Consider the following 18,605-nt stretch of genomic DNA (forward strand, 5'->3'; position numbering starts at 1 on the left):
CGACCTGTACAGCCTGGGCGCCGACGGCCAGGAAGGCGGCGACGGTACCAATACCGATATCGGTAACTGGGACCTCTGATTCCTGATGCGGCGAGCTGCGCGGGGCTTCACGCTGATCGAGTTGCTGGTGGTGCTGGTCATCATCGGCACCCTGGTCAGCCTGACCGTGCTCTCCGCGGGCAGCTCCAGCCATAGTCGCGAGCTGCGCGACGAGGCCGAGCGCCTGGCTGGCTTGATTACCCTGCTGTCCGATGAGGCGGTACTGGATGGCCAGGAATATGGGTTGCTGGTGGATGCCGAGGGCTATGGCGTGCTGATCTACGACCATGCCTCGGGTGATTGGAGCGAGATGGAAGATCGGCAGCTGTACAAGTTGCCGGTCTGGTCGCGGCTGCTGCTGGAGCTGGACGGCGAGGCGTTGCAGCTGCCAGAGCCAAGCGTATCGGAAGACATGCCCGGCCTGGGCGGGGATGACGAGGAAGACAAGGAGAAGCCGATTCCCCAGCTGTTGATTCTCTCCAGCGGCGAGCTGTCGCCATTTCGCCTGCGGCTGGAGGAGCGCAAGTCTGGCGGTGGCGCCTATCTGCTGAGCAGCGATGGCTATCAGCTGCCGCGCGCCGAGCTGGCGGGGCAGAGCCTGTGATTCGCTCGCAACGTGGCTTCACCCTGCTGGAGGTATTGGTGGCCCTGGCGATCTTCGCCGTGGTGGCGGGCTCGGTACTTGCAGCGAGCCAGCGCAGCCTGCAGATCGCCGAGCAGCTCCAGCTCAAGAGCATGGCCGGCTGGATCGCCGAGAACCGCATCACCGAGCTGCAGCTCAAGCGGCCTACGCCGGGCGAGGGGCGCGAGAGCAAGGTGCTGGACTTCGGCGGGCGCAGCTGGGAAACCTACAGCGAGATCGAGGCCACCAGTGACAAGGGCATCCGCCGGCTCTCTGTCTGGGTGGCGCTCAAGCCCGAGCGCGGTGGTGCCGAGCCGGTGCGTGAGCGCTCGCTGCGGGTGGTTACCGGGTTCCTGGCGGTGCGCAAGTGAGCGGCGGACAGCGCGGCTTCACCCTGCTGGAAGTGGTGATCGCTATTTCCATCTTTGCCCTGCTGGGGCTGGGCACCTACCGCATGCTGGACAGCGTGTTGCGTACGGACGAGGCGACACGGGCCAACGAACAATCCCTGCGCGAACTGACCCGGGCCTTTGCCGCGCTCGACCGCGACCTGGCCCAGGCCGCGGTGCGCAGCGTGCGTGACCCCTATGGTGACGAGCGCGCGGCTTTGCTCGGCGAACTGGGTGCGATAGACGGTACGGCGGCCATCGAGCTGACCCGCAATGGCTGGCTCAACCCCATGGGGTTGGCACGCGCCCAGCTGCAGCGGGTGCGCTGGCGCCTGTCGGACAAGACCCTGGAGCGGGTCTACTGGACGGTGCTGGATCAGGCAGTGGATAGCCAGCCCCGAGTACAGACCCTGCTGGCGGGAGTGCGGACGCTCGAGTTTCGCTACATGGATGAGCGCGGGGAGTGGCAGGGACAATGGCCGCCGGCCAGCGGTGAACGTACTCTAGAGGAAAACCGCCTGCGTTTGCCGATGGCGGTCGAGCTGAAACTGGAACATGAACGCTACGGTGAGCTGACCCGTCTTTACCGCCTGCCTGAGCCGGCGGTGGAAGAAAAACCGCAGGCACAACCCGAGACTCCCCCCACACCCTCTGAGCCGAGTCCGAGTCCGAGTCCGAGTCCGAGTCCGAGTCCGAGTCCGAGTCCGAGTCCCGCTCCCGCCCCAGTGCAAGAGGTGAAGGTGTGAGGCGGCAGCAGGGCGTGGCCCTGGTGACCGTCATGCTGGTGGTGGCCATCGTCACGGTCATCTGCGCGGGTCTGATTGCCCGTCAGCAACTGGCAATCCGCTCCAGTGGCAACCAGCTTGCCAGCCAGCAGGCGAAACAGTATGCCCTCGGCGGCGAAGCGCTGGGTCTGGCAGTGCTGGCGCGAGACCTCAAGGAGCCGGGCAGTGACCCGCTGAAGCCTGTGGACCATCCGCTGGAGGCCTGGGCCAAACCGTTGCCGGCTTTCCCCATCGACCAGGGTGAGATCGGCGTGCGCATCGAGGATCTGGCCGGGCGCTTCAACGTCAACAGCCTGGTGCAGGACGACAAGGTCAACAAACAGGCCGTGGATCGGTTCCGCCGCCTGCTGCTGCGCCTGGAGATCGAGACACCCTATGCGGAGCGCCTGGTGGACTGGCTGGACAAGGACCAGGAGCCGACCGGCGAGTACGGCGCGGAGGACAACCAGTATCTGCTGGCGCAACCGCCGTACCGTACCGCTGGCCACGAGATGCAGGACGCCTCGGAAGTGCGTCTGCTGCTGGGGATGAGCGAGAATGACTATCGGCGCCTGCGCCCGTACATTGCAGCACTGCCGGCCAAGGTTCCGCTGAATGTGAACACGGCCAGCGCCCTGGTGCTGTCGAGCCTGGCGGATACTCTCGATCCGGTGGCTGCCACGGCGTTGATGGGCGCACGCGGGAAAGAGGGCTATCGGGATGTCAGATCCTTTCTCGATCAGCCGGCGCTTGCCGGCACTGGTGTCCGGGAGGCCGGGTTGGCGGTTGGCAGCAGCTATTTCCTGGTGCGCAGCGAAGTGCGCCTGGATGAGCGCCGCGAGGTTCTTTCCAGCACCCTGCAGCGTGACGGCAAGGGTGGCGTGTGGGTATTGCGTCGTAGCATTGGGCAACCAGGCTACGAGCGTGTGATGTTGGCCGAAGCGAACGAGCGGGATGAGCGATGACGGACTGCCTGTTTCTAGGCCCTGAGTGTGGTGGCGAACTGGCCGACGATTGCCAGGTGCACTGGCTGCGCGAGGATGGCGAGTGCCTGCGGCTCGGCCTGGTCGAATGTGCCGAGCAGCTGCAGGGTCGCGCCATCGTCCTGGTATTGCCCGTCGAGGCGGTGAGTGCGTTCCTGGTAGAGCTGCCCACTGCCAAGGATCGATGGTTACGCCAGGCGCTGCCCTTCGCTGTCGAAGAGATGCTGGCCGAGGATGTCGAGCTGTTCCATCTGGCGCTGGGCAAACAACAATCAGATCAGCGCTACCGTGTGGTGGCTATCCGTCGCGCGCTGCTGGCGGGTTGGTTGTCGCGTTTGCGCGCGCTCGATCTGGAAGTGGCTGCCGTCCACGTGGACGCCGATATGTTGCCGCTGGAGGCAGGCGGCCAGGCGCTGCTGCTGGGGGAGCGCGGTTTGCTGGGCGGCAATGGCGAGTTACGCATGGCATTCGCCGCCGAGCAGTGGTCCGAGATGCAGGATATGGAGCCACAATGGACTCTGCTGGAGTCGGATGCGCCCTACCAGTTGCTGGCGACGGGGCGAGCTGATGCAACCGACCTGGCCCAGGGCGAGTTCGCCCGGCGCGTAGATAACCAGGCGTGGGCCATCTGGCGACCGGCTGCCATTCTGCTCGGCGTCGGGCTGTTCCTGCATCTGAGCTTCAGCCTCTTCCAGGCTCTGTACTACGAAAGGCAGGCCGATCACTTTGCCCAGTCCAGCCTGGAGCTCTACAAGAAGTTGTTTCCCCAGGACCGGCGCATCATCAATCTGAAAGCCCAGTTCGCCGAGCATCTCAAGGCTGGTTCGCAGTCGGGCGGCGGTTTCATCAGCCTGATGGAGACGGCCTCTGCGGCCATGGCCAAGGATCAGGGGTCGATCTCGGTGGCGCAGATCGATTACAGCCAGAACCGCGGCGATCTGGCGCTGCAGGTCAAGGCCGGTGATTTTGCCGAAGTGGAGAAGCTGCGCAAACGGCTGGTGGATTCTGGTCTGCCGGTTCAGCTCGGCTCGGCCAACCGTGAGGAAGATGGCGTGAGCGCCAGGGTCATTCTGGGAGGCGCTCAATGAACGCGTTGCTGCAGTGGAAGAGCGAGATCACCAGTAAAGTGATTCAGTCCGGCGCCTGGCAGCACTGGCGGCAGCTGCCGCCAAGGGACCGTCTGGCCCTGATGGTGCTCGGTGTCTTCTTCGCCCTGGTGCTGTTCTACGCCTTCATCTGGTTGCCCATCGATCGCAAGCTCGACTCGGCGAGTGCCCGCTACCTGCAGGAACGAGAGTTTCTGTCCTACCTGCAGGAGCACGCGCCAACGGTCAGCCAATCCGCCCGGAGCGCGCGACCGGAGCTTAGCCCGGAGCAGCTGCAGGGCGTGATCACCAGCACGGCGCAGAAGCATGGACTGGTACTGGAGCGCCTCGATAGCGAAGGCAGCGGCCGGTTGCTGATCGCCTTGGCGCAGGCTCCCTTCGAGAGTCTGCTGCGCTGGCTGGCGGAGCTGGAAGACAAAGGAGTGGCACTCAGGGAGGTCAGCCTGGAGCGCAGTGGTGTCGGCAAAGTCGACGCCCGGCTGACCATGGCCATCGAGGGTGCCTAGGATGTCGTGCAGAAGGGAGTCGCATGTACTACGTGAATATCGCCTTGGTGCTGTTTAGCTCTTTTCTTGTCGTGCTGTATGTGATGGCGGCCAGCGCCGCGGACCAGGGCCGTCGGGCGCGTGCCGACTGGCGCTACCTGCGCATGGCCCTCGGCGACTTCGACCGCGCCGGCCGTGCGCGCCTGGGCCGTTCGGGACGCCCGCTGGCGCCGCTGATGGTCGGCCGCCACACCCGTGGCATGAGCGAACGTCTGGTGCAGCTGGCCGGCGTTGCCGCAGCGCCCTAGGCGACGCTCAGCTCAGCCAGCCTTCCGCCTTGGCCCGCGCCACGGCCTGGGTGCGGCGCTGTACGCCGAGCTTGACGTTGATCCGCCGCGCGTGGGTTTTCACCGTGTGCAGGGAGATGTACAGCTGCTCGGCAATCTGCTGATTGGAATGGCCCTGGGCGATCAGCCCGAGCACTGCCAGTTCGCGCTTGCTCAGCAGCGACTCGCTCGGTAACGGCGCGTCGTCGCTATCGGCGGCCTGCAGCAGGTGCTGCGGCCAGGCCGGGTTGCCGATCAGCCAATCCGGCTGGCGTTGCTGCAGGGCCAGCAGCGGTAGCAGTTGCTGCTGGCGTTCGGCTTCGCCGACCGCAATGCGCAGCAGGGCCTCGGCCTCGGCGGCGTGGCCGCTGCGGTGCAGGGTCTCGGCCTGGATCAGGCGGGCCTGGGTGGCCAGGGTGTTATGGCCGCTGCGCTGGCAGTCATCGTGGAGCGCCTGCAGGGCGCTCAGCGCCGTCGCGGTCTCGCCCAGCGCCAGTTCGGCCCTGGCCAGGTACAGGCGTGCCCGTGGCAGCAAATCATAGAACCCTGAGGGCGCCAGCAGGTGCTCCTTTTCCAGGCGTTGGCGCACGCGCAGGAAGGCGTTACGCGCCTGCCCGGCATCGCCCTGGCGCAACCACAGGCCGCCATGGGCCAGCAGCAGCAGCTCCCGGTAGCGGATCTCCGGTACGTGCGACAGCTGCATCTGCCGCTCGGCGCGGCGCAGCAGGTGCTGGGCGGTCTCGGTGTCTCCCTGGGAGCCAGCCAGCTCGGCCAAGCCGAGATAGCCATACAGCATGTAGGCGTCCTCGCAGCTCTCGGCTTCCTGGATGCCCTGCTTCAGCACGGATTGGGCTGTTTCGATGTCACCGCGGCTGGCCAGCAGGGTGCCACGCAACAGCAGCAGCCTGGCCAATACCGGACCGCGCTGGTCGGCATCCTGCAGCAGTTGCAGGCATTGCCCGGTCTGCTCCAGGGCGCGCTCGCGTTCGCCGAGCATGGCCAGCAGGTGGATATGGTCGACGCTGAGCAGCGATTCGAACAGCACGCTGCCGCGCAGGCGCGCCAGGCGCAGGCCCTCGCGGCTGTAGTGCTGGGCGCTGGCCAGGTCGAGCTCGGCCATGGCCTGCTGGGCCAGGGCCTGGTTGCACAGGATGTGCTGCGACCAGGCCGACTCGTGCAGCACTTCCAGGGCTTCCAGGCAGTGCTGGCGCGCGCTGGGCTGGCCGCGCTGGCGTTGCAGCACACCGAGCACCGCCTGGTACTGGGCGATCAGCTGCTGCTGGCGGCGCGCGTCGGGCTGCGGCAGGAAGCGGTTCAGCTCGGCGATGCAGGCGTCCACTTCGTCCAGGCGCGCGCAGATGATCAGGGCCCAGGCCTGCAGCATGATCAGCCGTGGTGTGCTGTTGAACAGGCTGGGCGGCAGGCCGTCGCGCCAGTGCAGAAACTGGGCGACGCTCTGGCCGATCAGCAGCTGGTCCTGGCCATAGCGTTGCAGGTAGTTGGCCGCCACGTCCGGTTGCGCGGCCCACAGCGCATGTTCCACTGCTTCGCGCACCGCCTCGCGGGCGGCGAACCACTGGCAGGCGCGCACGTGGGCCTGCAGCGGTGGCTGGCCACCGGGCATGCGCTTGAGCATGGCCGCCAGCGGACGCCATAGGCGGAACCATTCGCCGCAGCTGTCCAGGCCGTGAAGGAACAGCTGGCGCTGGCGCAGTTGCTCCAGTACCTGGGCGCCGCCGTGTTCTTCCAGCAGGTGTTCGCACAGGGCGGCGGAGAAGCGCGGCATGTGCGCCAGCACGAACAGCGCGTGCTGTAGCGGCGGTGGCAACGTGGCCAGCACTTCGCGTTCGAGGTACTCCAGCAGCAGCGGTGTGCCGGCGGCCAGGCGCTGGCCGAGGTTGTCGGCGTGGCCGCCGATCAGCAGCAGGCAGACGCCGGCCGGCCAGCCTTCGCTGTGGTGCAGCAACTGGGCGGTGAGTTCGTCGGGCAGGGTCTGCTGGCGCTGTTGCAGTAGCCGGCCGAGCTCGTCCTGGTCGAGGGCCAGGGCGTGTGCGTCGAGCTCCTGCAGGTCGCCCTGCAGCAGCAGGCGCGGCAGGTTCCAGGCCGGGCGGCGGCGTCCGCCGATCCACCAGCGCAGGGTGTGCGGGGCGCGTTCCAGCAGGCGATCGAGGCAGGCATCCAACTCGGCGCAGGGTTGCCGTGGGTAATCGTCGAGGATGATCCACAGCGGTTGCTCGACGCGGCCGAGCAGCAGGCCCAGCTCGGCGCAGGGTTCGCCGTCGCCATGGGGCAGGTGCAGGGCGGCTGCCAGGCGGGCGAGCAGTTCGGCGGGGCTGTGTGGATGGCCGAGCAGATCGAGCCAGACCACCTGGGTACCGTGGGGCGCCTGGCGCGCACATTCGTTGAGCAAAACGCTCTTGCCGAAGCCGGCGGGGGCGCAGACCAGAGTCAGTCGGCAGTCGCCGGCGAGCAGTGCCTGGGTCAGGCGCGGGCGGGCGATATAGGCTGCCGGCAGGCGCGGCAGGGGGTGCTCCGGTTGACGCGTAATGGCGGCCGGATGCAGGGCGCGAACCTTGTCTTGCATGGTCGTGGCCTCGGCTTTTTGTTGTGATTGTGGGCGTCGGGACGGGGTCGATGTTACCCAATCGCGCCGCGCAGTTGGCCGGTGCAGACAAAAAAGGCGACCACTGGGGTCGCCTCAAGTTGGAGCAGCGTTGCGATGGAACTCAGCGGACGCCGGCGTTGCGCAGAGCCGCCGGGGTGAAGTCCACCGCCGAGGCCTGGATACCGTACTGCACGGCGCTCTTCTCTTCGTTGGCCAAGCCTACGGCGATGTAGCGGCCGGCGATGATGTCGTACAGGGCCTCGAAGGCGTACACCGGGACCTGCTGTTCGAACTGCTGCACCAGCATGGCCTGGCCTACGCGCCACAGTTGGCCGCGGCCGTCGTAGTGCTCGGACACGGCGATCTGCCAGGAGTCCTCGTCGACGAAGAAGCGGCGCTTGGCGTAGATGTTGCGCTCGCCGGACTTCAGGGTCGCCTCGACTTCCCACACGCGGTGCAGCTCGTAGCGCGCCAGGTCCTGGTTGGTGTGACCGGCCTTGATGATGTCGTCGTACTTCACGTCCGGCGACTGCAGCTTGTAGCTGTTGTACGGGATGTACATTTCGCGCTTGCCCACCAACTTCCAGTCGTAGCGGTTGGGGGCGCCGTTGTACATGTCGAAGTTGTCCGAGGTCCGCATGCCGTCGGCGGCGGTACCCGGGCCGTCATAGGCCACCTGCGGGGCACGGCGCACGCGGCGCTGGCCGGCGTTGTACAGCCAGGCCATGCGCGGCTCGGCGATCTGGTCCAGCGAGTCGTGCACCAGCAGCACATTGCCGGCCAGGCGCGACGGCGCGGTGACGCGCTGCTTGAAGAACAGCAGGGCGTTTTCGGCCTTCTTCGGGTCCAGGCCCTTGGTCTGGCTGGGGAACGCCACTTCGTCCTCGAAGTGCACCAGGGTGTAGGCACCATTGGTCTGCGGAGCGGCCTGCACGGTGCTGCGCCGCAGGTTGCCGCCGCGGTAGCGGGTGATGTGGTTCCACACCACTTCCAGGCCGTTCTGCGGAATCGGGAAGGCGTAGTAGCGGCTGTCGGCAAAGCCTGCCAGGCCGTTGCCACCCTCGATCAGGCTGGTGTTGGTCGCGCTCTTCTTGGCCGCCTCATAGATCTGCGCAGGCATCGCCGAGCTGCGGTGGCTGGGGTAGACCACCATCTTGTAGGTCTCGGGATAGCGCTTGAACATGGCGATCTGGCCTTCGGCCAGCTTGTCCTTGTACTGCTCGACGTTCTGCGCGGTGATGGTGAACAGCGGCTGTTCGTTGGCGAACGGGTCGCCGAGGAAGCCGCCGGGCAGCACGGCCGCGGCGTTCTTGGCCAGGCCGCCGGTCCAGGCCGGAATGCTGCCGTCGGCGTTGCCGGATTTCTCCGCGCCCACCGGAGTGAGGCTGTCACCGAGCTTGGCGGCTTCTTCCGGCGAGACGGCAGCGAGCACGCTGCCGGCCAGCAGGGAGAGGGTGAGGACGCTGATCAGTTGTCTTGTTGTTTTCATGTGACTGATTCTCTGTGGAGCCGAATTAGAAGTTCACGCCGACGCTGAACGCGAGGAAGTCGCGGTCTTCGATCGGGTTGTAGTCGCCACCGAAGAAATCGGTGTAGGACAGGCTGGCGGTGTAGGTGTTGCGGTACTCCGCATCGAGGCCGACGCTGACCGCCTTGGCGCCTTCGTTGAACACCGGACCGTAACCGTCCACGTCGTGCGACCAGGAGAGGTTCGGCTTGAGGTTGATGCCGGCGAACACGTTGCTGTAGTCCCACACCGCACGGGCGCGATAGCCCCAGGAGGTGCTGGTGTAGAAGCCGTGGTAGCCATAATCCTCGGCGGCGGCCAGGTTGGACGCGGCGGTGCCGTAAGGCGAACCGTAGATCGAGTCGCGGCCGTAGCGGACCTCGCTCTGGCGCTCCAGGCCGCCGATGCGGGTCACGCCTACTTCGCCCACCAGGGTCAGGCGATCGGCGCCCATGACCTGATCGAAGAAGTGGGTCAGGGTGGTCTGCGCCTGTGTCACTTCCTTGCGGTTGTAGCCGCGGCTGATGGCATTGGCCTGGCCCAAGGCGCCGGCGAAGCCACCAGTGGCAGCGGCGCCGGCAACCGAGGTGGCCAGCTTGCCGGTCATGTCGGTGGTGTTGATCTGCAGCGGCATGTTCGGGCGGTAGCTGAGCTCGCCGGACCAGGCGGTGCCGGTGGGCAGCGAGGTGGAGAAACTCAGGCCGTACAGGCGGATGTCCTCGGGGTACTCGAGGAAATAGCTGCCGCGGCCGAGCAGGATCGGCTGGGCCAGGGCGCCGCCGAGAGTGGTCAGGGCGGCGGTGATGTCCGCGGCGCTGGCGTTCTGCATGCTCAGGTTGGGCGTGCGGCTGTGGTAGTTGAGGAAGTAGGCGGCGTATTCCGCCTCGTCACCCATCCAGCGCAGCGCGGTGCCGAACTGGCCGCTGTCTTTGGCGTCGCGATCACCGCCGCGCGGCACGATCAGGCCCTCGTCGGTGACGTCAACCTCGGCCATTGCGGCGCGGGCGGCTGGGCCGAGGCGTCCCGCCTTGGCCGCCTGGATCGAGGCGATCGAGCCTGGGCCGAGGATGGTGTAGTTGTCGTCGCAACCGTCGGCGACCACATCGGCGCTGGCGAAGAAGGTGCCGCAGTTGTCGGCGACCGTCTGGTCCCACTCGATCTGGTAGAAGGCTTCGGCCGACAGCTGGTCGGTGAGGCTCTGCGAGACGTAGAACATGTTGACCGGGATCAGGCCTTCCTTGATCTCCGCGCCTGGGCGGCGGAAGGCGGCGGCGTCGATCGGGTTGATCGAGTTGATGCTGTTGCCGATGAAGGTGCTCTCACCCCAGCTGACCACCTGCTTGCCCGCGCGCACCGAGCCCGGCAGCTCGCCGATCGAGTAGTTGTGGTAGACGAAGGCGTCGAGGATTTCGGCGCCGGAGGACTGCGCGGCCTGCTTGCGGTTGGAATCGTCGATGTCCTTCCACAGGCGCTGCTCGTCCTTCAGCTCGAAGTCGTACCAGTACTTGCCGCGCACGAATACGCCGGTGTCGCCATATTTCAGTTCGAGGTCGTGGATGCCCTTGAAGATCTTCGAGAAGGTCTCGCCCTTCTTGAAGTTCAGGCGGCCGTCGTCACCGGTCTGGGTGAAGCCGGTGCCGCCGTTGGCTTCACCGATGAAGTCCGGATCGGCGCCGCGCATCGACCAGCTGGCGCCGACCGAAATGGACGAGTCGAGCTGACCTTCGATCTCCCCGATGTTGAAGTTGACGGCATGCGCCGGAGCAATGGTTCCGAGGGCGATGGCCAGGGCGAGGGTGTGCGGCTGGAAGATTCCGGGCCTTGTTGTTTTTGTCATGAGGCTCTCCGTGAATGGGGGTGCAACTGGCCGCACACTACCCAGCGGATGACAGGCGCATAAGCGCACCAAGGACGTATTTGTACTGTCGCTCGAAAGGATTAACCGGCCTCTGCGGCGGCCTCTGTCGCCGACCAGAAGTGGGCTGAATGCAGGGTCATCAGCGAAACCCCATGGACAATGAAAAAGCCCCGCCGAGGCGGGGCTTTGCAGTATCACGAGAGGTGGATTCAGGCCGGGTTAAGCGACCACTGCTGCAGACGCTGCAGGCTCTCGCGGTAAGGATGCAGGCCGCGCCACAGCAGCAGCACGGAAGCGCTCACGGCGATGCCGGTGACGATCAGCAGCGAGTAGCGCAGGGCGTTGTCGTCGGCGAACACGAAGTCGGTGACCAGCGCCACGGCGGTCGGGCCCAGGCCCAGGCCGATCAGGGTGATGACGAACAGGTACAACGCCGAAGCCTGGCCGCGCATGGAGTTGGGCATGATCTCCTGGATCGCCGCCGGCGCCACGCCGAACGGCATGCTGAGGAAGAACACGGTCGGCGCCATCAGCACGCAGGACCAGAACGCAGTATCCATCAGCGGGAACGCCAGGACGAAGGGCAGGGCGCCGATGGCGGCGTACAGGCCGACCCGCATGTTGGCGTCGCTGCGTCCGTGCTTGGCCAGCCAGTCCGCCAGGCGCCCGCCGAAGACGATGCCGAGGCAGCCGAATACGGCGACTATGGAGCCGTAGATGATGCCGACCTGGCCGGCATCCCAGCCGTAGGTGCGGATGTAGAAGGTGGGAATCCAGGCGGCGCTGCCGTAGCCGGCGAAGGCCAGGCCGGCGAAGCCAAGGTTGTGGCACAGCACGGTGCGGCGGTTGCTGCGGATATAGCGGCCTACGTCGGCCAGCGGTACCGCCACACCGGCGCCCACACCGCGGCGGGCCGGTTCGCGCACGGCCAGCATCAGCAGGGTGAACAGCACGCCGGCGGCGCCGAGGATGAGGAATATCAGCTGCCAGGGGCGCACTTCGCCGAACACGGGCAGATGCACGTCACCCTGGGCCGAGGCGAACTGGATCACCAGGCCGCCGAGCAGGAAGGCAATGCCCGAACCCAGGTACACACCCATGCCGTACACCGCCATGGCAGTAGCGCGGCGATTGGGCGGGAAGCTGTCGGCGATCAGCGAATAGGCGGCCGGCGACAGCGCCGCTTCACCGACACCGACGCCGACCCGGCAGATCAGGAACTGCCAGTACAGCTTGGCCATGCCGCAGGCGGCGGTGGCGGCGCTCCAGAACAGCACGCCGATGGCGATCAGGCCGCGGCGGCTCTTGGTGTCGGCCAGGCGCCCGAGGGGAATGCCGCAAATGGTGTAGAACAGGGCGAAGGACAGCCCCATCAGCAGGCTCATCTGTGTGTCGCTGATCACCAGGTCACGGCGGATCGGGCCTACCAGCAGGTTGAGGATCTGCCGGTCGATGAACGACAGCACGTAGGCGACCATCAGGATGGTCACGGTGATCCAGGCAGAAAGACTGGAGGGATAACCGTTGTTGTTATTGGACATGGGTCAAGGCTCTCCGCGGCGCCTTCCTGGCGCGCGTTGGGGTGACGGGTGTGAACCCAGCTTAGGTCCGTATAAGCGCGGCTTAATATCGCTCGAAGGTGTTATCAGTGAGCTGAATCAGGCTGATGCCCCATGGCGAATATCTGTGCGCCGGTGCCGTATTAAATCGGAAACAACTGGACTAATGTGTCGCCTTCTCCATGGATTGGGCGGCAAACATGTCGGGTACATCAGGTATCGATGCCGTACGGCCAGCCAAGTTGGCCGAGCGGGTGGCCGCGTCGCTGCAGCGCGATATCGCCGCCATTGGCTGGCCGGTGGGTCGGGTGTTCGGCTCCGAGGCTCAATTGATGGAGCGCTACGGCGTCTGTCGCTCCACCCTGCGCGAGGCGGTGCGCCAGCTGGAGCGCCACGGCGTGGCCAGCATGCGCCGTGGAAGCGGCGGCGGCCTGGTGATCAGCCGCCCGGCACGGGACTCGGCGGCACTGGCGCTGGCCACGTACCTGGAGCTGACCGACGTCAGTTTCGACGAGCTGTACGAGGCGCGTGAGCTGGTCGAGTCGCAGGCGGTGATGCTGGCGGCCGAGCGCCTGGACGAGTCCGACATCCCCCAGGCGCGCCTGCTGATCGCCGAGCTGGGCCAGGAGCAACCCGGGTGCTTCAACACAGAGCTGCAACTGTTGACCAAGGTGCGCGATTTCATCTGCCAGGTGGCCGGCAACCCGGCCATCAGCCTGCTGTTCGAGGCCCTGCAGTACGTCACCGTCAGTGGTCGCACACCGCGCGAGGCACATGCCTGGGCGCGGGTGCAGGAAGTGTTCGGCCAGGTGCGACGGTTGAAGATCGGCCTGCTCGAAGCACTGATCGCCGGCAACGGCCTGGAGGCGCGCGAGCGGGTGCACGACAAGCTGCGGCTGGCCCGTGAGCTGATCATCGAGCTGCGCGGCAGCCTGCAGCGCGGCCCCACCTCGGCCATGAGCCACCTGGCGGCGGCGCCGGACTTCGCCTTCGGCAAGGTCTACGACAAGAGCGGCCATCGCCTGGCCGTGGTCATCGCGCGCAATATCACCGCCTCCGGCCTCGGTCCCGGCTCGCGCATCGGCGCCGAGCCCGACCTGCAGGCATTGCACGGGGTCAGCCGCGCGGTGCTGCGCGAGGCGGTGCGCACCCTCGAACTGCACGCCATCCTGCGCAGCCGCCGCGGTCCCGGCGGTGGGCTGCTGGTGGATACACCGGACCCCAGCTACACGGTGCGCCTGGCCGTGGAGTACCTGGGCCAGGCGCAGTCGCTTGGCCCGCATTTCCATGCGGTGTGGAAGAACCTGCAGCCGGCGGTGGTGGCGCTTGCCGCCGCGCGCCTGGATGACGGCGGGCGCCTGCGCCTGCAGGAGCAACTGGAGCGCCTGCACGCGGCCAGCGACATGGAGCGCCTGCGCCGCAGCGGCGAACTGGATCGCTGCATCGCCGAACTCAGTGGCAACCGCGCCCTGGCCCTGTTCGCCAGGGTGCTCAGCGCGGTGGCGGAGAGCTACCCGAGCGGCGACGTGGCGCAGTGGATTCTGCAGCGCCTCGGCGAGCACCAGACCCGCCTGGGCGCCGCAGTGCTGGCCGGCGATGCCAGCCTGGCGCGGCGGCGCATGCTCGACCATATCCGCCTGATCGAGACCGGCTTCGGCCTGGTCGAGGACTAGCGCGATCGCCGAGGCGGCTTAGGGTAATCCGCCTAGATCACTGCACCGGCGCGCAGGCTGGCGATCTGTTCGGCATCCAGGCCCAGCAGGCGCTGCAGCAGGGCGTCGGTGTGCTCGCCCAGCAGCGGCGGGGCCAGGCGGTAGTCCACCGGGGTGGCGGACAGGCGCAGCGGGCTGGCCACCTGCGGGGTGGTGCTGCCCATGCCGTTGCGCATGTCGATGTGCAGGCCGCGGGCCTGTACCTGCGGGTCGGCGAACACCTGGGCCAGATCGTTGATCGGCCCGCACGGCACGCCGGATTCCTCGAGCAGCGCGACCCACTCGGCAGTGCTCTTGAACACCGTGGTCTGGCGCAGCAGCGGAATCAGCTCGGCGCGATTCGCCACGCGCGCCTTGTTGGTGGAAAAGCGCGGGTCGTCGGGCAAAGCCGGGAGTCCAGCGACCTCGCAAAACTTGCGGAACTGCCCGTCGTTGCCCACGGCGAGGATGAAGTCGCCATCGGCGGTGGGGAAGTCCTGGTACGGCACGATGTTCGGGTGGGCGTTGCCCAGGCGCTTGGGCGCGCTGCCGGTGGCCAGGTAGTTCATCGCCTGGTTGGCCAGGCAGGCCACCTGCACGTCGAGCAGCGCGACGTCGATGTACTGACCCTCGCCGCTCTGCTCGCGGGCACTGAGCGCAGCCAGCACGCCGACCGTGGCGTACAGGCCGGTGAGGATGTCGGTCAGCGCCACGCCGACCTTCATCGGCCCGGCACCGTCCTCGCCGTCGGGCTTGCCGGTCAGGCTCATCAGCCCGCCCAGGCCCTGGATCATGAAGTCGTAGCCGGCGCGTTTGGCGTAGGGGCCGTCCTGGCCGAAGCCGGTGATCGAGCAATAGATCAGTCGCGGATTCACCGCCTTCAGCGCGTCGTAGTCGAGGCCGTAGGCCTTGAGGCCGCCGACCTTGAAGTTCTCCAGCACCACGTCGCATTGGGCCGCCAGCTCGCGGACCAGGCGCTGGCCCTCGGCCTGGGTGAAGTCCAGGGTCAGCGACTGCTTGTTGCGGTTGGCGCACTGGAAGTACGCCGCCTCGCGGCTGTCGTTGCCGTCGGCATCCTTGATATAGGGCGGGCCCCAGTGGCGGGTGTCATCGCCGCTGCCGGGACGCTCGACCTTGATCACCTCGGCGCCGAGGTCGGCGAGGATCTGCCCGGCCCAAGGGCCGGCCAGCACGCGGGACAGATCGAGGACGCGGATATGGGACAGGGCGCCGGGCATGGGAACCTCACGGGAAGGCGAATGGGTAAGAACTCCCTCTCCCTCTGGGAGAGGGCTGGGGTGAGGGGGCTATAGGCAACTCGGCGGCCCGGGAATCCCTCATCCGAACGCGGCCCGCCCCGGCCCCTCTCCAAGGGGAGATGGGAGACAGGGCTTAGAAGAACGCCTGCAGGCCGGTTTGTGCGCGGCCGAGGATCAGCGCATGCACGTCATGGGTGCCTTCGTAGGTGTTGACCACTTCCAGGTTGACCAGGTGGCGAGCCACGCCGAACTCATCGCTGATGCCGTTGCCGCCCATCATGTCGCGGGCCATGCGCGCGATCTCCAGGGACTTGCCGCAGCTGTTGCGCTTCATGATCGAGGTGATTTCCACCGCGGCGGTGCCCTCGTCCTTCATCCGGCCCAGGCGCAGGCAGCCCTGCAGGGCCAAGGTGATCTCGGTCTGCATGTCGGCCAGCTTCTTCTGGATCAGTTGGGTCTGTGCCAACGGGCGGCCGAACTGGGTGCGATCGAGGCAGTACTGGCGCGCGGTGTGCCAGCAGAACTCGGCGGCGCCCAGGGCGCCCCAACTGATGCCGTAGCGCGCGGAGTTGAGGCAGGTGAACGGGCCCTTCAGGCCACGCACGTCGGGGAAGGCGTTCTCTTCCGGGCAGAACACGTTATCCATGACGATTTCGCCGGTGATCGAGGCGCGCAGGCCGACCTTGCCGTGGATGGTCGGGGTGCTCAGGCCCTGCCAGCCTTTCTCCAGAACGAAACCGCGGATCTCGCCAGCGTCGTCCTTGGCCCAGACCACGAACACGTCGGCGATCGGGCTGTTGGTGATCCACATCTTGGCGCCGGTGAGGCGATAGCCGCCGTCGACCTTCTTGGCCCGGGTGATCATCGAGCCCGGGTCGGAGCCGTGGTTCGGCTCGGTCAGGCCGAAGCAGCCGATGTATTCGCCGCTGGCCAGTTTCGGCAGATATTTCTGCTTGGTGGCTTCGTTGCCGAACTCGTAGATCGGCACCATCACCAGCGACGACTGCACGCTCATCATCGAGCGGTAGCCGGAGTCGATGCGCTCCACTTCGCGGGCGATCAGGCCGTAGCACACATAGTTCAGGCCGCTGCCGCCGTAGGCTTCGGGAATGGTGGCGCCGAGCAGGCCGGTCTCGCCCATCTCGCGGAAGATCGCCGGGTCGGTCTGCTCATGGCGGAAGGCTTCCAGCACGCGCGGGGCCAGCTTGTCGGCGGCGAACTGCTGGGCGCTGTCGCGCACCATGCGCTCTTCCTCGGTCAGCTGCTGGTCCAGCAGGAGCGGGTCGATCCAGTTGAAGCTTGCCTTAGCGGCCATGGGCGAATCCTCGAAGCGGTGGCAGTGAAACCGGCGCGTGGCCGGGCGATGGAGAGAGACTAGGCGCGCAGGCGTCTGCGGGCAAACGAGGATTTTGCACGCTGTTGTGCGAATAACTCACTCCGAGATAGCCTGAATGGGTAATTTTTGCGTTACAGATTGAGGTCTATGCATAGATGCGCCGCAGGATTCCCAGCACCGCCGCCCTGGTGGCCTTCGAGTCGGCCGCCCGCCACCAGAGTTTCACCCGCGCCGCCGACGAGCTGGCGCTGACCCAGAGCGCGATCTGTCGGCAGATCGCCGGGCTGGAGGAGTTCCTCGGCATCGAGCTGTTTCGCCGCTCGCGGCGCGGGGTCAAGCTGACCGAGGTGGGCCTGGCCTATAGCCGCAAGGTGGCCGCCCAGCTCGATGCGGTGGAGCGCGACACCCTGGCCGCCATGGGCCAGCAGGGCGCGGTGGCCATCGAACTGGCGGTGGTGCCGACCTTCGCCACCCAGTGGCTGGTGCCGCGCCTGAAGGACTTCCAGCGCCTGCATCCGGAAGTCACGGTGCACCTGACCAACCGCACCCGGCCGTTCCTGTTCGCCGACACGGCCTTCGATGCGGCGATCTACTTCGGCGACGCCGAATGGTCCGGTACCGAGGCGCACTTTCTGATGCCCGAGGAGCCTGTGCCGGTGTGCAGTCCGGAGCTGCTGGCCGGCCGTGGGCAGTTCGAGGCGGCCGAGCTGGCCAGCCTGCCGCTGCTGCAGCAGAGCACCCGGCCCTACGCCTGGCGCCAGTGGTTCGCGGCCCAGGGTCTGAGCGTGCCGCACGACCTCGGCGGGCCGCGCTACGAGCTGTTCTCCATGCTGGCCCAGGCCGCCAGCCATGGCATGGGTGTGGCGCTGATCCCGCCCTTCCTGATTCAGCGCGAGCTGGCCGAGGGGCGGCTGGTGCCGGCGCATCCGGCGGCGCTGCACAGTAGCGACAAGGCTTATTACCTGATGATTCCCGAGCGCAAGGCCGAGTCGGCCGCCCTGCGCGCGTTCCGCGACTGGCTGCTGGTGGAGGCCAGGGAATATCGCGAGTCCGAACCGCGGGCATAAGCAGGTTGGCGATGCCCCCGATGTTCCCCTGAGCGATGTTCGGGGCGTGTCAATCGACTCCGTAAATAGGCGCTAAGCATGTAGCCCGGATGCAATCCGGGAACAGGCAGCCCCGCTCCCGGATTGCGTCCGGGCTACGACGAGGCGCTGCAGGCGAATACCGCGAAGCGTGAGCGAGGCCGAGTGGCGGGCATAAAAAAGCCGGGCACTGGCCCGGCTTAATCATTTGCCGTCTCGCTTACGGCGAGCCGGCGACCTGGCCCAGGGACATCCACTGGCCGGTCATGGAGCGGGTGTGGCGGTCCACCGTGGTCGGCGCGAAGGCGCGGCCGGAGGTGCTGGCCAGGGTGTTGCTGCCGCTGTTCATGTCCATCAGCGCGGCGCGCAGGAACTTCCAGCGGGTCTGCAGCTTCGCCACCACCGGGTTGGTCTTGCCGTCGAGGGCGCCCAGTTCCTTGTCGATCTGCGGCACCAGGGTGCGCTCGTCCTGGCCGACGTAGTTGTCGGTCTGCTCGCGGGCGATCTCGAAGCTGCCGATATAGGAGCGGCTGAGGTACTGCACGGCCAGATATTCGACCTGGGCCGGCAGTTCACCGACCGGGTCGGCATCCGGAACGGCACGCGCCACGGTCAGCAGATCGCGCAGGGATTGCGCCAGATCCTGCGGATAGCTCCAGGGCATGTCGTCTTCTTTGGGGCCAAAGGAAACACCTAGGCGTAACTGGGTAACAAGTTTGGTTGTCAATCCGGGAATTTCCGAGCTAGCGCTCATGGCGGCCTGGGCGGCAGTCTCCAGATCGGCAATATCCTTCTCCAGACGAGTCAGATACTCCTCCTGAAAGCCCTCGCCACGGACCAGAAGCAGGCTGCTGGTGGCGCGGCTAGCGTACACCTGTACCTGTTCGGCGGCGGTCATGGCGGCGGCCTGAGCCACGGCGGAAACCGTCGCCAGAATCCCTAGCGTGATGGAAAAAATCAATCGAATCAAAGGATTACGATTCATCCCCGG

Annotated in this window: 16 protein-coding genes; 9 read left to right on the forward strand and 7 right to left on the reverse strand. The window is 66.6% G+C overall.

Translation table 11 applies throughout. The features are described 5' to 3' along the window. The first annotated feature begins 85 nt into the window (after positions 1 to 85). Genes gspH through N7607_RS07475 form a run of 7 tightly spaced genes read left to right on the forward strand, consistent with a single transcriptional unit; the run spans position 86 to position 4,696 of the window. Positions 86 to 643, forward strand: a complete 558-nt coding sequence (gspH, locus tag N7607_RS07445; protein ID WP_279865704.1) for a type II secretion system minor pseudopilin GspH — start codon at positions 86 to 88, stop codon at positions 641 to 643. Continuing rightward, entirely contained in the window at positions 643 to 1,032 is a 390-nt protein-coding gene (gene gspI / locus N7607_RS07450; protein ID WP_279865710.1) for a type II secretion system minor pseudopilin GspI, read from the forward strand. The genes gspH and gspI overlap by 1 nt, the downstream gene beginning before the upstream one ends. Further along, positions 1,029 to 1,796 (forward strand): type II secretion system minor pseudopilin GspJ, encoded by a 768-nt coding sequence (gene gspJ, locus N7607_RS07455; protein ID WP_279865703.1) that lies wholly within the window; start codon positions 1,029 to 1,031, stop codon positions 1,794 to 1,796. Before gspI ends, gspJ begins: the two co-directional genes overlap by 4 nt. Next, positions 1,793 to 2,779, forward strand: coding sequence for a type II secretion system minor pseudopilin GspK (gene gspK, locus N7607_RS07460; RefSeq protein ID WP_279865702.1), 987 nt, complete (start codon positions 1,793 to 1,795; stop codon positions 2,777 to 2,779). The genes gspJ and gspK overlap by 4 nt, the downstream gene beginning before the upstream one ends. Next, on the forward strand, positions 2,776 to 3,885 hold the full coding sequence (gene gspL, locus N7607_RS07465; protein WP_279865701.1) for a type II secretion system protein GspL: 1,110 nt from the start codon (positions 2,776 to 2,778) through the stop codon (positions 3,883 to 3,885). The genes gspK and gspL overlap by 4 nt, the downstream gene beginning before the upstream one ends. After that, positions 3,882 to 4,409, forward strand: a complete 528-nt coding sequence (locus N7607_RS07470) for a type II secretion system protein M (RefSeq protein ID WP_279865700.1) — start codon at positions 3,882 to 3,884, stop codon at positions 4,407 to 4,409. The genes gspL and N7607_RS07470 overlap by 4 nt, the downstream gene beginning before the upstream one ends. A gap of 23 nt (positions 4,410 to 4,432) precedes the next feature. After that, positions 4,433 to 4,696, forward strand: coding sequence for a hypothetical protein (locus tag N7607_RS07475; protein WP_279865699.1), 264 nt, complete (start codon positions 4,433 to 4,435; stop codon positions 4,694 to 4,696). Between the two features lie 7 nt (positions 4,697 to 4,703). Here N7607_RS07475 and N7607_RS07480 read toward each other — a convergent pair whose 3' ends face one another. The 4 genes from N7607_RS07480 to N7607_RS07495 form a co-directional block, all read right to left on the reverse strand. Further along, on the reverse strand, positions 4,704 to 7,298 hold the full coding sequence (locus tag N7607_RS07480; protein WP_279865698.1) for a LuxR C-terminal-related transcriptional regulator: 2,595 nt from the start codon (positions 7,296 to 7,298) through the stop codon (positions 4,704 to 4,706). 142 nt (positions 7,299 to 7,440) lie between these two features. Then, on the reverse strand, positions 7,441 to 8,808 hold the full coding sequence (locus tag N7607_RS07485) for a DUF1329 domain-containing protein (RefSeq protein WP_279865697.1): 1,368 nt from the start codon (positions 8,806 to 8,808) through the stop codon (positions 7,441 to 7,443). Positions 8,809 to 8,833: 25 nt separating this feature from the next. Then, complete coding sequence (locus N7607_RS07490; RefSeq protein WP_279865696.1) at positions 8,834 to 10,663, reverse strand: DUF1302 domain-containing protein; 1,830 nt, start codon at positions 10,661 to 10,663, stop codon at positions 8,834 to 8,836. Between the two features lie 230 nt (positions 10,664 to 10,893). Further along, a complete protein-coding gene (locus N7607_RS07495; protein WP_279865695.1) occupies positions 10,894 to 12,225 on the reverse strand; it encodes an MFS transporter in 1,332 nt (443 codons plus the stop codon). Between the two features lie 218 nt (positions 12,226 to 12,443). Between N7607_RS07495 and N7607_RS07500 the strand changes: the two genes are divergently transcribed. Continuing rightward, a complete protein-coding gene (locus N7607_RS07500; RefSeq protein ID WP_279865694.1) occupies positions 12,444 to 13,916 on the forward strand; it encodes an FCD domain-containing protein in 1,473 nt (490 codons plus the stop codon). A 32-nt stretch (positions 13,917 to 13,948) separates the two neighbouring features. On the opposite strand, the gene N7607_RS07505 is transcribed toward N7607_RS07500, so the two are convergent. After that, positions 13,949 to 15,172, reverse strand: coding sequence for a CaiB/BaiF CoA-transferase family protein (locus tag N7607_RS07505; RefSeq protein WP_279865693.1), 1,224 nt, complete (start codon positions 15,170 to 15,172; stop codon positions 13,949 to 13,951). 154 nt (positions 15,173 to 15,326) lie between these two features. Next, on the reverse strand, positions 15,327 to 16,508 hold the full coding sequence (locus N7607_RS07510) for an acyl-CoA dehydrogenase (RefSeq protein WP_279865692.1): 1,182 nt from the start codon (positions 16,506 to 16,508) through the stop codon (positions 15,327 to 15,329). Between the two features lie 176 nt (positions 16,509 to 16,684). Between N7607_RS07510 and N7607_RS07515 the strand changes: the two genes are divergently transcribed. Next, complete coding sequence (locus N7607_RS07515) at positions 16,685 to 17,596, forward strand: LysR family transcriptional regulator (RefSeq protein ID WP_279865691.1); 912 nt, start codon at positions 16,685 to 16,687, stop codon at positions 17,594 to 17,596. Positions 17,597 to 17,834: 238 nt separating this feature from the next. Here N7607_RS07515 and N7607_RS07520 read toward each other — a convergent pair whose 3' ends face one another. Further along, entirely contained in the window at positions 17,835 to 18,530 is a 696-nt protein-coding gene (locus N7607_RS07520; RefSeq protein WP_347881167.1) for a hypothetical protein, read from the reverse strand. Between the last annotated feature and the right edge of the window lie 75 nt (positions 18,531 to 18,605).

Source organism: Pseudomonas sp. GD04019, assembly GCF_029837695.1.
GTDB lineage: Bacteria > Pseudomonadota > Gammaproteobacteria > Pseudomonadales > Pseudomonadaceae > Aquipseudomonas.

What these genes read in the sequence shown, in the direction of transcription:
- gspH (WP_279865704.1), top strand. Translation starts at nt 86, where the DNA reads ATGCGGCGAGCTGCGCGGGGCTTCACGCTGATCGAGTTGCTGGTGGTG.
- gspL (WP_279865701.1), top strand. Translation starts at nt 2,776, where the DNA reads ATGACGGACTGCCTGTTTCTAGGCCCTGAGTGTGGTGGCGAACTGGCC.
- N7607_RS07470 (WP_279865700.1), top strand. Translation starts at nt 3,882, where the DNA reads ATGAACGCGTTGCTGCAGTGGAAGAGCGAGATCACCAGTAAAGTGATT.
- N7607_RS07475 (WP_279865699.1), top strand. Translation starts at nt 4,433, where the DNA reads ATGTACTACGTGAATATCGCCTTGGTGCTGTTTAGCTCTTTTCTTGTC.
- N7607_RS07480 (WP_279865698.1), bottom strand. Translation starts at nt 7,298, where the DNA reads ATGCAAGACAAGGTTCGCGCCCTGCATCCGGCCGCCATTACGCGTCAA.
- N7607_RS07485 (WP_279865697.1), bottom strand. Translation starts at nt 8,808, where the DNA reads ATGAAAACAACAAGACAACTGATCAGCGTCCTCACCCTCTCCCTGCTG.
- N7607_RS07490 (WP_279865696.1), bottom strand. Translation starts at nt 10,663, where the DNA reads ATGACAAAAACAACAAGGCCCGGAATCTTCCAGCCGCACACCCTCGCC.
- N7607_RS07495 (WP_279865695.1), bottom strand. Translation starts at nt 12,225, where the DNA reads ATGTCCAATAACAACAACGGTTATCCCTCCAGTCTTTCTGCCTGGATC.
- N7607_RS07500 (WP_279865694.1), top strand. Translation starts at nt 12,444, where the DNA reads ATGTCGGGTACATCAGGTATCGATGCCGTACGGCCAGCCAAGTTGGCC.
- N7607_RS07505 (WP_279865693.1), bottom strand. Translation starts at nt 15,172, where the DNA reads ATGCCCGGCGCCCTGTCCCATATCCGCGTCCTCGATCTGTCCCGCGTG.
- N7607_RS07510 (WP_279865692.1), bottom strand. Translation starts at nt 16,508, where the DNA reads ATGGCCGCTAAGGCAAGCTTCAACTGGATCGACCCGCTCCTGCTGGAC.
- N7607_RS07515 (WP_279865691.1), top strand. Translation starts at nt 16,685, where the DNA reads ATGCGCCGCAGGATTCCCAGCACCGCCGCCCTGGTGGCCTTCGAGTCG.